The organism is Idiomarina baltica OS145, from assembly GCF_000152885.1.
Taxonomy (GTDB): domain Bacteria; phylum Pseudomonadota; class Gammaproteobacteria; order Enterobacterales; family Alteromonadaceae; genus Idiomarina; species Idiomarina baltica.
In genome coordinates, this window is the sequence record NZ_CH672405.1 from 2,468 (window position 1) to 14,274 (window position 11,807).

Below are 11,807 nucleotides of genomic sequence, written 5' to 3' on the forward strand. Positions count from 1 at the left end.
TGCGGGTATCTCGGTGATCTTTAACAGGGCTTGAATTTCGCATGCGGCACTCGGAAATGCATGGTCAGCCGACGTTGTTGCAACGACAATCATATCGATATCATTTGCATTAAGACCAGCAGCTTCTAGCGCCTTTCTAGCGGCGGCGGCCCCCATGGAGGCAACGCCTTCGTGGGTATCGGCGATGCGACGCTCTTTTATTCCTGTTCGCTCTGTAATCCATTCATCAGAGGTATCAACTTGTTGACTGAGATCGTCGTTCGTACGTCGTAGACTCGGGAGGTAATGTCCCGTGCCGACGATTTTTGAATACGTCATAAAATGGGTACTTAATGTTGTTCTAATAGGACCGATTCAACACGATCTTGAATTTTTTCTGGAAGACGATGGTTCGCTTCCTTAATCGCGTGAGAAATCGCGCTTTCAAATGCCTTCGCATTCGCACTACCGTGGCTTTTCACAACCACGCCACGCAATCCTATCAAACTTGCACCGTTATAGTGGTCGGGCTTCAACCGTTGCCAGGACTTTTTAGTCCGCTTTTGTAGAAACTTAAAGAACCAACTATATAGCCAATGAGACGTCAACGATGCTTTCAATTCATCGATAATTAACGTTGCCAGACCTTCACAGCTCTTCAATGCAATATTTCCAACAAAGCCATCACATACAATAACATCCGCACGTCCGCTAAAGAGGTGATTACCTTCAATAAAGCCGATATAATTGACATGCTCTGACTGACTTAACAACTGTGCCGCACTGCGCACTTCATCGTTGCCTTTCAGTTCCTCCTCACCCATATTCAGAAGCGCGACAGATACATTTTTGTCAGACTCCAGCACATGCGCCGCTACCGAGCCCATGACACCAAATTGAAATAACGTTTCTGAATCGCAACTTGGATTCGCACCCAAATCAAGCAAATAAGACCGTCCTCCGGTCATATTGGGTATTGCTGCCATTAGCGCTGGTCGCAACACGCCCGGGATAGGCTTCAAAATAAAATAGGCTTGGGCCATCAAAGCGCCTGTATTGCCGCCACTGACGACGCCATCAACTTCGCCGTGAGCATGCATGTCGAGCGCAATGCGCATGGACGATTGTGGCTTTTGACGCATCGTCGCACCTGGCTTGTCGGTCATTTCGACGACTTGTTCGGCGTGAACACATGTGACTTGAGGATGATGAGAGAGTTCAAACTGGTCAAAAAGAGGAGATAAAATAGTCTCGTCACCGACCACGACGAATTGTGTCGTTGTGTTCTGTTTAAGACTATTTTTTAAGGCTTCGAGCACAACAGAGGGGCCGTTGTCGCCCCCCATTGCATCGATCGCTAGTTTTAATTCAGGCATCGCCTGGAATCAACAATTACTTGTTGACGACCTTGCGACCTTTATAATAACCGTCAGCTGTTACATGGTGGCGACGATGAGTCTCACCAGAGGTAGAGTCAACCGACAGTGTAGGGCCGCTTAGCGCATCGTGTGAACGACGCATGTCGCGTTTTGAACGACTTTTACGATTCTGTTGAACAGCCATTTACGCTATCTCCTAGTTATTTACGCTTTAATTCTTGTAACACAGCAAACGGGTTGTCAGAAGGCTTTTCATCGTCTTCTTCGATTTCACCCCATGTCATTGCGTCACGGTCTACGGAGCAATCCTCTGGAGCATGTCTTGCCACAAGAGGCATTGCCAAAATAAGTTCATCTTCAATTAACCCGTGAAGGTTAACTTCGCCGAATTCGTTAGTCTCGATCGCTTCATAGCGTTCAGGTAACTCATCAGCTCCCTGCTTGGAAGAAACAGGAGCATACGCAAATTGTGCAGTAATATCAACCTCAAATAGTTGATTACAGCGCTGGCAGGTTAAAATAACGCTGACCGACGCCGTACCGGAAAAATAGCTCATGCCCTGCTCATCTACACCAAACTCAACCACCACATTAGGATCGGTCTCGCAAGGCTTTGCAAGCAACTCCTGCAAACGCTTTAAAGTTTGGACGGGGACGACCCCATCAAACGTTTGCTTTTTATTCGCGCTCTTTACCGGGTCAACGCTGACCGGAATTCTGACCTTTTGCATAGGCGGTTAATGATACCTTTAATAACTGACTCTGACAAGCTTAATCCTTTTAGGTAAGCGGGTTAACGCCGACATTACGTAACAGTTTAAGCAACTTAATTGTGGGTAACCCGATCAAGCTGTTCGGATCACTGCCTGATAATTCTGCGAATAATGCCGTACCTAAGCCTTCACTTTTGAAGCTACCCGCGCAATTCAGCGGTTGCTCAAGCTCAACGTAACGACTGATTTCTGCCTCTGTTAGATCGTTACGGAAAGTGACATAGAAGGGTTCGCATACGGTTTGTGCTATATCTTCTCTCGCATCGTACAAGCTTAAACCGGTAAAAAAAGTGACCTTCTGCCCTACGAAACTGAGTAGTTGCTCTACTGCTCGCTTATGAGTGTGCGGCTTACCGAGGATCTCGCCGTTACAAACAGCAACTTGGTCTGAGCCAATAATCAGAGCATCTTCTGCACCGTGCATTACACGACTTACCTTTTTAGCTTTTTCTTCAGCGAGCCTCTGTACCAACACTTGCGGTGCTTCGCCGGATAAAGCTTGTTCATCGATTTCCGGTTTAAACGTTTGGAAATCGAGATGCAGACGCTTCATCAGTTCGCGTCGGTATGGAGAAGACGAGCCAAGAATAAGTGTTCGAGCCATATCATTCATCCTTTATACAGCAGTTTTTATTCGTTTCAGCACGGTGGGCAAACCCATCAGATCATCTATCACCGTCACAGCGCCATGTTCGATAAGTCGCTCTCGGGCATGGGTGCCAAAGCTTACACCCACCGCTTTTACGCCAGCGTTGCTCGCCATTTGCATGTCATGAATAGAGTCACCGATAAGCACTGTCTCGTGTGCGTCAACCTCGAGTTCAGTCATGAGCTCATGCAACATTCTAGGCGAAGGCTTGCCCTCGCTCTCGTCGCTGCATCGCGTTGCCGCGAAAAAACCGCCGGTTTGAGTTTCGAGCAACACGCGGTCAAGCCCTCGTCGCGCTTTACCCGTCGCAACAGCCAACTTAAGAGCGTCTTGCTGCAGTTGCTGTAGCAGTGTCAAAGCACCGGCAAACAAAGGAGATGGCGTTTGGTTGCGCTCCACATACTCATCCCTATACACCGCTAAGAAGGACTGATGAGTATCGGCATCAAGCCGACCAAATAGACGTTCAATCGCTGGTTCTAAGCTGATGCCGATAATCTCTTGCACGTCACTGCGAGAAGGTATTGGAAGCGATAGCATACGTGCAGTTTCTTGCATTGCAGAAACGATACGCGGGACAGAGTCCATGAGTGTTCCATCCCAATCGAATACGACCAGTTTAACCACGTTAACCTCGTTTACTTATTAAATACGCGTCAGCTCACTGAGGATAGCCGTTAACGAGCTATCCATTGGCGCCTCGAATGACACTGTTTTTTCGGTAACGGGATGTTTAAATGACAGTTGCCAAGCGTGTAAAAACAATCGCGTCAGTCCACCTTGCTGCATCCGTTCATTGAACGATGCGTCACCATATTTAGGATCGCCGGCAATTGGATGACCTGCGTGCAACGCATGTACGCGAATTTGATGGGTACGCCCTGTCACCGGTGAAGCTTCAACGAGTGTCGCCTCCGCGTATCGTTGGTTAATTCTGAAGCGGGTATGAGAAGGTTTACCTTCGGCATCTACGCGAACAATTCGCTCACCCGACTTCAGCGTATTCTTTTTTAAGGGGGCTTCGACATTGCGCACATTCTTCTGCCACTGACCACGAACCAGCGCGAGATATTGCTTATTCATCTCTTTATCCCGCAATTGGGCGTGCAGAACCTTAAGCACACTGCGCTTTTTCGCAATCATTATTAAACCGCTGGTATCCCGATCAAGCCGATGCACTAACTCGAGCGCGTTATCTTGCGGACGCAGCGCGCGCAACCCCTCGATCAGCCCAAAGTTCAGTCCAGAGCCACCGTGCACAGCAAGCCCCGAAGGTTTATTCACGATCATAAATGCATCATCTTCATATACGATCGCCTGCTCGAGCTCAGCTACCTTTGCCAATTTAGGTGACGGTAACTCAGGCTTAGGAGACACCTTAACAGGCGGAATTCGGATAGCATCCCCTGCTTTGATTTTGTAGTCCGGCTTTGTGCGCTTTTTATTTACGCGCACTTCGCCCTTTCTCAGAATACGATATACCAACGACTTCGGGACGCCCCGCAGCCGCGCGATTAAAAAATTGTCGATACGCTGCCCTGCTTCATCGCGGGCGACGTCGTGCCACTGCACTTGATTAAATTCTGTATCCATGACGCTATTTTAACACCAATCTGCTTGTGCGTGTGTATAAAAAACATGCTTGTCTTGCAGGCATGGTTTGTGATTTAATGAAGTGTCAAATTTTATACCTCGCTGAGTATGCTTTTGCAGCCGTGTATGGCGCGCGCTCGGTGAAGGGTTTGAAACGACACAAATCGTGTGGTTGGTGACAGACCATGCTCCTCCCCTACGTCGAGATACGGTTTTAGCCGAGATGTCGAATGCACAGGGCTGTTTTGGAGATGTTTTTGTTCGCCAGTCACGTTTGTAATTAACGCTACTTGGTAGCGTAGCCCCCATCCACTGCATGTGTTGGGGAGCGGATTTGAAGACAGACAGTCGATCAGATAAAGAATAGTTTGCGGCACACGTTTAGTTCAGCGAAGTTAGAACTCGACGGGTGGCCATGCAAGGTTCCTCACGAACCCCAAGTACAATCAGTCAAAGAAGTAAAGCACGTCTGCTACCGCTATACGCTTACCAGTGGCACAATAATATTGAGTCACTAAAATGAAGAGAATGTTAATCAATGCCACGCAGCTCGAGGAGTTGCGTGTTGCGCTGGTTGATGGTCAGCGCTTATACGATTTAGACATCGAAAGCCCAGGTCATGAACAAAAGAAAGCGAATATTTACAAGGGTAAAATCACCCGCATCGAGCCAAGTTTAGAAGCCGCTTTCGTTGACTACGGTGCTGAGCGCCACGGCTTTTTGCCTCTCAAAGAAATTGCCAAAACCTACTTCCCCGATGGTTACACTTTTAATGGCCGCCCCAACATCAAAGATGTTGTCCGTGAGGGTCAAGAAGTTATTGTCCAAATTGATAAAGAAGAACGTGGTCAGAAAGGTGCTGCTTTAACCACCTTTATTTCATTGGCTGGAAGTTACTTGGTGCTCATGCCCAATAACCCACGCGCTGGCGGTATCTCACGTCGAATCGAGGGAGAAGAACGCTCCGCTCTCAAAGAAGCGCTGAGTGAAATTAATGTTCCCAAAGAAATGGGGCTTATTGTACGTACCGCAGGTGTCGGTAAGTCAAAGGAAGAGCTCGAGTGGGATTTGAACGTTCTCATTCATCACTGGACGGCTATTAGCGAAGCGGCACAAAAGCGACCCGCTCCGTTTCTAATCCATCAGGAAAGTAACGTTATTTTTAGAGCATTACGTGATTATCTTCGCCGTGATATTGGTGAAGTGCTCATTGATAGCAAAAAAGTATTTGAACAGGTTCGCGACCATATTCAGTTAATTCGTCCCGATTTCGTCAATCGCGTTAAATTGTACGAGGGCGATGTACCTCTGTTCAGTCACTACCAGATTGAAAGCCAAATAGAGTCGGCGTTCCAACGCGAAGTGCGCTTGCCATCCGGCGGTTCAATCGTGATTGACCCGACTGAGGCGCTGACGTCCATTGATATTAACTCAGCGCGCGCAACCAAAGGTGGCGATATTGAGGAAACGGCATTCCAAACCAACCTCGAAGCCGCTGAAGAAATTGCACGCCAATTACGTCTGCGCGATGTTGGTGGCTTAGTCGTTATCGACTTTATCGATATGACACCAACACGTCATCAACGTGAAGTTGAAAACCGTTTACGCGACAGCCTTGCACATGATCGCGCACGCATTCAAGTCGCAAGAATTTCTCGCTTCGGCTTGCTCGAAATGTCGCGCCAACGCCTGCGCCCTTCGTTAGGCGAGTCTGCCAACGCCATTTGCCCGCGTTGCAGTGGTCAAGGCACCATCCGCTCAAGTGAATCTTTAGCACTATCGATCTTACGCCTCATCGAAGAAGAAGCAATCAAAGACAATACCGTGCAGGTTCAAGCGCAAGTTCCGGTGTCGGTTGCGACCTTCTTACTAAACGAAAAGCGTGCTTCAGTTATCAAGATCGAAGAGCGCCATAACGTAAAAGCCGTTATTATTCCAAACCATCATATGGATACACCTCATTTTGAGGTTGTCCGTATCCGTGATGACGAAGTGCCAGAGGCGGCAAGTTTTAATCAGGTGCAAAAACCGGAGCAACAAGAAGAAAGCGTTGCGATAACGCTGACTAAAGAGCGTCAACAGCTTGAAGAGCCAGCACTTAAAGGCTTACAAGCACCGACGGCGCCGCCGGCACCTACACCACAGTCACAACCTAAAACTAAGGCGGGTTCTGTCTCGCTACTGAAACGTATTAGTCAGTGGTTGAGTCAATTATTTGGTACCGATGAAGTTGAAGAAAAGCAGCAGCCTAAGCCGCGTAACAACAACAATCAACGCCGTGGCCGCAATAATAACCAGCGTCGCAACAATCGTAACAACGGTCGCCGGAATAATAATCGCTCAGCGAATAATCGCGATAGTGACAAACCAAACACGAGCACAGACAGCAAACCTCAGGATAAGTCAAAGACTGAAAATGAACGCTCCAACTCAGAGGGTCGTGCTAATTCGAATCGTCGCAATCGTCGTGGTCGCAATAGAAACCGTAATCAACACCAGAACGCATCAGCTAACAAAACGAGTGAAACTGTCACTAATCAAGCTGAAGAGCAAGCTGTTGAAAAGTCTAAAGGTGAGACTCAAGACAAACGTGAGTCACAGCCTAAAAAGCGCCGTGAACCAAGAAAACTAGAGCGTTCGGTACGTGTTAAAGGTGATCAGACTGAAAACCCAACGGCCAAAAAGGATGTGGCAAAATCAGCTGAACCTGAGCAAAGCAAGGCAAAACCTGCTAAGCAAAAGCAGAAAGTGCAACAAACTGAGGTTGTAGAGCAACCCAAAGAGGTAACAGCGTCAAACGAAGCAAAACCTCAGGTCGAGTCAGCACCGACCGATGACGTAATTAAGCAAAAGGTCATGGATCCGCGTATGCAGGCGGCTGCAGAAATTGTTAAGCAAGCAGCAGATAGCAACGACAAAGCGCCGCAGCAAGATCCGCAAGAAACGCCTAAGGAAGCAACTAACTCAGCTCAACAAGAAAGCACGAACGTTGCTACAGGCAGCGAATCAGAGTTGCCTGAGGAACCGGTCGCGGCTGATGTTAATGAACCTGCTCGTGATATTGAGGCAGATACGACAGCAGAGTCAGAAACGTCACCGACGGCAGCAACTGAGCACGCGTCTGCACCGGCTGCATCACCGACAACGGAACAAGCACCTAAAGAACGCAACCGTTCACGGCGCTCGCCTCGTCACATGCGAGCAGCGGGCCAACGTCGTAAGCAGGAACGCGAAATGAGTCAGCAAAGTAAATCAGTGACTACACCGGTTATTCCATCTACGATTACCGGCGGCAAAGCGTTTGCTCAGATGACAAAGGCGTCAGCTCAACCTCGAAACTCGGAGTTTAGTGCTTTATCGACTGCATCGGCTGAAACTCGCATGCCGTTTGCTAAATCAGAGCGTGTGGCATCTTTCGCTTCGGCGACCCATTCCGCGCACGCTGTGATGACAAAATGCACGAGCAATTAACCCGTCGTTGAAGGTTAAATATGAGAAAGGCTGCAACTATGCAGCCTTTTTTTGTAGCTTCGTAATGTGTTCAGCCTACTCGATAGTTAGTCGATCTCGGTTTTTATCGAGCGTGCGCTGACCAATCCCCTTCACCTCAAGTAATTGGTCAATATTTTTGAATCCACCTAACTGCTCACGAAATTTAACAATATTTTCAGCTTTCGATTTCCCCACGCCAATCATAGCCACGGCTATTTGATCAGCCGTCGCTGTATTGATGTTTAACTTCTCGTACTGACTTTCGGCAGCTTGCACATAAGGCATTAAAGGTGAGCTCATTGGTGTAGGCGCAGCTACTGCCGCTTTACCCATTGAGAGACCTGAGAGCACAACTACTGCTGTGGGTATTAGAAATTTACGTAACATTGATTTCTCCTCTTGCTACGCTGATCGATTCAGCGCAACAAGCATAGTGAAAAGGAGAAAACTTTGCGGGTCTTTTTAGGGAATTACGTCATTACCTCGATAGAGAAGCAATAATGTCTGACACTGCCTGAGCGGGATCGCTGGCTTTTGTAATCGGGCGTCCTATGACCATGAAGTCAACGCCTGCTTGTTGCGCTTGCTGGGGCGTCATCACTCGCTTTTGATCATCCTGTTGGCTTCCTTTGGGACGGATACCTGGTGTCATAAGTTTAAAAGACTCACCCAATGTAGACTTAAGTATTTCAGCCTCTTGTGCTGAGCAAACAACGCCATCTAAGCCCGCACTTTGAGTCAGTTTGGCTAATGCCATCACCTGCTCCTGAGCATTTCGGTGCACACCTATTTCAGTCAGGTCCTCATCCGTCATACTGGTAAGCACAGTCACGGCAATGAGTAGCGGTTGGTGAGACTCTTTTTCCAAGGCTTGTTTGGCGGTAGCCATCATCTTTCGCCCGCCCGAGGCATGAACGTTAACTACGTCCACACCGAGTCTTGCCGCCTGCACAACCGCTTTTGCGACTGTGTTCGGTATATCATGAAACTTAAGGTCGAGAAAGACTGAAAAACCATGTTCAACCCAGTTTTTAACTAACTCGGGTCCTGCCGCGGTGAATAACTCTTTGCCGACTTTGAGTCCAACTGATTTAGCATCCAGTTGTTCAGTGAGACGATTAGCCTCTTCTGCAGTTTCAAAATCAAGTGCAACGTAAATCAAAGGTAAGCTTTTATTATTCACCGTCTAATCCTTTAATGGGTTTAGTGGAACCCCATGTTTTACACGAGGGGCATTGCCAATAGAGGGTTTGTCCAGAGAAGCCGCACTGGCGACAGGCATAACTCGGGCGTTGTTTAATATGCTCAGCAACCATTTTTTGCAACATGCGCAAGCTCTCCCGAGCATTGCCTACATCTGCTGCACGAATGTGAAAGTCCATAAGTTGATGGAAACCTCGCATGGTTGCATGTTGTTCCATCGCTGAGCGAATAAAGCGTTCTGCCGCATCACCGCCTTGATTCTCAAACAGGTATTCGGACAATTCAATGACCGCACTCGTACCTGCGTTAGCGGCCACACATCGATTAAGGAACTCAATGTAGCCGGCTTCATCCTGTAAACTCATGTAACATGCTTTCAGAGGCTGCAATACATCACGTATGAACTGTTTATCTTGTTCAAGCACATACTCATAGCTATGAATGGCCTCTCTGAGTTGGTCTCGCCCAGCGTAAATTTGGCCGAGCAATATACTCGCTCGCACGCACCGCTTATCGTATTTCAGCGCCTTTTTACAATATTTGATTTGCTTCGAAACCGATTGTTCAGTGAGAGACAATTCACAATATAGCTGCCCTACCACAGCTTCGATGTGATCATCACGATTTAACCTTAGAGCGACTTTTATCGCCTTATCCCAATCATGGGTTGCTTGGAAGAGTTCGAGTAAATAGTGTCGGCTTGCAGTTCTAAATAGCTTGTGATTTTGCAACCGCGAAAACATTTGTTCTGCGCGGTCATAAATACCCGCTGATAAGTAATCCTTACCCAGTTCAAACATCGCATTCAGTCGATCGTATTCGGTAATATTACTTCTATTGATAAGGTTCTGATGGATTTTAATTGCACGTTCGACTTCGCCACGGCGACGAAATAATGTACCTAACGTCCAATGAGTTTCAAGCGTATCGCTATCAACGTCAAGCAGTTCGACAAATAGATCAACCGCCTTATCCGGTTCATCAGATAGTAGTAGGTTAAGACCCGCTGCATACTTCTTAGAAAACTGCTGCTGTTCTTTGCGCTCTTCTGAGCGCACACTGTTGCGTCCCATGAACCAACCATAGGCAGCTGCAACAGGAAGAAGTAAAAACAGCAGCTCTAACATAAACGATTACGACTGCTTTTCACGTGATTCAGTCGCCTTATGCTCAGCTCTTTTTAAGCGTCTCTCAAGCTTAGCATTACGCATTCGCCACTTTATACCATACAGCACTAGCAAAATGAGACCTATGGAAAATCCAACGGCAAGAAAAATGGCCGCTAAACCAGCGACAGAAAAGTCAGTTTTTGCTACAAGAAAGTTTACACTCACCACCGTTGGGTTCTGTGCACCAAACGCGAGTGCTAGCAAAAACAAGAGGATAATGGGAACTAATATTAATATCCGTCTAAGCACGTTCCGAACCTCATATAAATAAAAACGGCATGCTAGTATAGCATGCCGTTTTCAAACGAACGAACGCAAACTAATTAAAATTGTCGACGCGCTCCCGTAATTCTTTACCCGGCTTAAAGTGAGGAACGTACTTACCATCCAACTCAACTTGATCACCCGTTTTAGGATTACGTCCAATTCGAGGTGCTCGATAATGAAGCGAAAAGCTTCCAAACCCACGAATTTCAATGCGCCGACCCTTTGCTAAACTTTGAATCATCTGTTCAAGAATATCTTTCACAGAAGACTCTACCGTTCGCGGAGGCAGGTCCGAGAACTTCAGTGTTAATTTCTCAATCAACTCCGACTTTGTCATCTTACCTACCTCCTCGCTAAAGGTTTAATTAATCGTCGGTCTTAGCCGCTTTGAACGCATCAGCCATAGCGCTGTTGATACCAGAGCTTTCTTGCTGTTTGTTCACTTGTTCAACGGCTTCTTTCTCTTCAACTTCGTCTTTCGCACGGATAGACAAGCTTAACGTACGGTTCTTACGATCGACGCCCATGAAGCGCGCTTCAACGCTATCGCCAACGCTTAACTCAGTGCTTGCGTCTTCAACGCGCTCGCGTGAGATGTCAGCTGCACGGATATAACCTTCAACGCTGTCTGCTAATTCAACTTTAGCACCTTTAGCGTCTACTTCAGTGATAGTACCGTTTACGATAGAACCTTTCTTGTTCGCTGCCAAGAAGTTGTTGAACGGATCTTCTTCAAGCTGTTTGATACCTAAAGAAATACGCTCACGCTCTGCGTCGACTTGCATCACAACCGCAGTGACTTCTTCGCCTTTCTTATAATCGCGGACCGCTTCTTCGCCAGTCGCGTTCCAGCTGATGTCTGAAAGGTGAACCAAACCGTCGATACCGCCTTCTAGGCCGATGAAGATACCAAAGTCAGTGATTGACTTGATCTTGCCAGAGACTTTATCGCCTTTGTTGTGGTTCTTAGCAAACTCTTCCCAAGGGTTAGGTTTACACTGCTTAAGGCCAAGAGAAATACGACGACGTTCTTCGTCAATTTCAAGAACCATAACTTCAACAGTGTCATCCAAGTTAACCACTTTAGAAGGATGAACGTTTTTGTTAGTCCAATCCATTTCTGACACGTGTACAAGACCTTCAACGCCTTCTTCGATTTCAACGAAGCAGCCGTAATCAGTCAAGTTAGTCACGCGGCCAGTCAGGCGAGTGCCTTCTGGGTAACGGTTTGCGATATCCGCCCATGGATCTTCGCCAAGCTGCTTAAGACCAAGTGATACACGAGTGCGCTCGCGATCAAACT

At 47.4% G+C, this 11,807-nt stretch carries 13 protein-coding genes and 1 pseudogene; 1 reads left to right on the forward strand and 13 read right to left on the reverse strand.

Features of this window, described 5'->3' with window-relative positions:
• From OS145_RS05910 to rluC, 7 genes and pseudogenes are all read right to left on the reverse strand, one after another.
• Positions 1–318: pseudogene (locus OS145_RS05910) on the reverse strand (3-oxoacyl-ACP synthase); the annotation flags it as partial.
• 11 nt (positions 319–329) lie between these two features.
• Positions 330–1,355 (reverse strand): phosphate acyltransferase PlsX, encoded by a 1,026-nt coding sequence (gene plsX, locus OS145_RS05915; protein ID WP_006955318.1) that lies wholly within the window; start codon positions 1,353–1,355, stop codon positions 330–332.
• 16 nt (positions 1,356–1,371) lie between these two features.
• Entirely contained in the window at positions 1,372–1,542 is a 171-nt protein-coding gene (rpmF, locus tag OS145_RS05920) for a 50S ribosomal protein L32 (protein ID WP_006955319.1), read from the reverse strand.
• 16 nt (positions 1,543–1,558) lie between these two features.
• Positions 1,559–2,089, reverse strand: coding sequence for a 23S rRNA accumulation protein YceD (gene yceD / locus OS145_RS05925; RefSeq protein WP_006955320.1), 531 nt, complete (start codon positions 2,087–2,089; stop codon positions 1,559–1,561).
• Between the two features lie 49 nt (positions 2,090–2,138).
• Entirely contained in the window at positions 2,139–2,735 is a 597-nt protein-coding gene (locus tag OS145_RS05930) for a Maf family protein (protein ID WP_006955321.1), read from the reverse strand.
• Between the two features lie 12 nt (positions 2,736–2,747).
• The gene (locus tag OS145_RS05935) at positions 2,748–3,407 is read right to left on the reverse strand and encodes an HAD-IA family hydrolase (RefSeq protein WP_006955322.1); all 660 of its coding nucleotides are present in this window, start codon (positions 3,405–3,407) and stop codon (positions 2,748–2,750) included.
• 18 nt (positions 3,408–3,425) lie between these two features.
• Positions 3,426–4,373, reverse strand: a complete 948-nt coding sequence (rluC, locus tag OS145_RS05940; protein WP_006955323.1) for a 23S rRNA pseudouridine(955/2504/2580) synthase RluC — start codon at positions 4,371–4,373, stop codon at positions 3,426–3,428.
• A 519-nt stretch (positions 4,374–4,892) separates the two neighbouring features.
• On the opposite strand from rluC, the gene rne reads away from it, so the two are divergent.
• Positions 4,893–7,844, forward strand: a complete 2,952-nt coding sequence (gene rne, locus OS145_RS05945) for a ribonuclease E (protein WP_040487850.1) — start codon at positions 4,893–4,895, stop codon at positions 7,842–7,844.
• Positions 7,845–7,919: 75 nt separating this feature from the next.
• Here the strand turns inward: rne and OS145_RS05950 are convergent, their stop codons facing one another.
• From OS145_RS05950 to OS145_RS05975, 6 genes are all read right to left on the reverse strand, one after another.
• Positions 7,920–8,252, reverse strand: a complete 333-nt coding sequence (locus OS145_RS05950; protein WP_006955325.1) for a ComEA family DNA-binding protein — start codon at positions 8,250–8,252, stop codon at positions 7,920–7,922.
• Between the two features lie 91 nt (positions 8,253–8,343).
• Positions 8,344–9,048 carry an orotidine-5'-phosphate decarboxylase gene (gene pyrF, locus OS145_RS05955; RefSeq protein WP_006955326.1) on the reverse strand — a complete coding sequence of 235 codons (705 nt, stop codon included), beginning with the start codon at positions 9,046–9,048 and terminating at the stop codon, positions 8,344–8,346.
• Entirely contained in the window at positions 9,041–10,195 is a 1,155-nt protein-coding gene (gene lapB, locus OS145_RS05960; protein WP_006955327.1) for a lipopolysaccharide assembly protein LapB, read from the reverse strand. Before lapB ends, pyrF begins: the two co-directional genes overlap by 8 nt.
• A gap of 6 nt (positions 10,196–10,201) precedes the next feature.
• Positions 10,202–10,486 carry a lipopolysaccharide assembly protein LapA domain-containing protein gene (locus OS145_RS05965; RefSeq protein ID WP_006955328.1) on the reverse strand — a complete coding sequence of 95 codons (285 nt, stop codon included), beginning with the start codon at positions 10,484–10,486 and terminating at the stop codon, positions 10,202–10,204.
• Between the two features lie 70 nt (positions 10,487–10,556).
• Positions 10,557–10,841, reverse strand: coding sequence for an integration host factor subunit beta (ihfB, locus tag OS145_RS05970; RefSeq protein ID WP_006955329.1), 285 nt, complete (start codon positions 10,839–10,841; stop codon positions 10,557–10,559).
• Between the two features lie 28 nt (positions 10,842–10,869).
• Positions 10,870–11,807: S1 RNA-binding domain-containing protein (locus OS145_RS05975; RefSeq protein WP_006955330.1), on the reverse strand; the 938-nt coding region annotated here is incomplete at its 5' end.

Excerpts from the sequence above, each read along its gene's own strand:
- plsX (WP_006955318.1), bottom strand. The coding sequence starts at position 1,355 with ATGCCTGAATTAAAACTAGCGATCGATGCAATGGGGGGCGACAACGGC.
- rpmF (WP_006955319.1), bottom strand. The coding sequence starts at position 1,542 with ATGGCTGTTCAACAGAATCGTAAAAGTCGTTCAAAACGCGACATGCGT.
- yceD (WP_006955320.1), bottom strand. The coding sequence starts at position 2,089 with ATGCAAAAGGTCAGAATTCCGGTCAGCGTTGACCCGGTAAAGAGCGCG.
- OS145_RS05930 (WP_006955321.1), bottom strand. The coding sequence starts at position 2,735 with ATGGCTCGAACACTTATTCTTGGCTCGTCTTCTCCATACCGACGCGAA.
- rluC (WP_006955323.1), bottom strand. The coding sequence starts at position 4,373 with ATGGATACAGAATTTAATCAAGTGCAGTGGCACGACGTCGCCCGCGAT.
- rne (WP_040487850.1), top strand. The coding sequence starts at position 4,893 with ATGAAGAGAATGTTAATCAATGCCACGCAGCTCGAGGAGTTGCGTGTT.
- OS145_RS05950 (WP_006955325.1), bottom strand. The coding sequence starts at position 8,252 with ATGTTACGTAAATTTCTAATACCCACAGCAGTAGTTGTGCTCTCAGGT.
- lapB (WP_006955327.1), bottom strand. The coding sequence starts at position 10,195 with ATGTTAGAGCTGCTGTTTTTACTTCTTCCTGTTGCAGCTGCCTATGGT.
- ihfB (WP_006955329.1), bottom strand. The coding sequence starts at position 10,841 with ATGACAAAGTCGGAGTTGATTGAGAAATTAACACTGAAGTTCTCGGAC.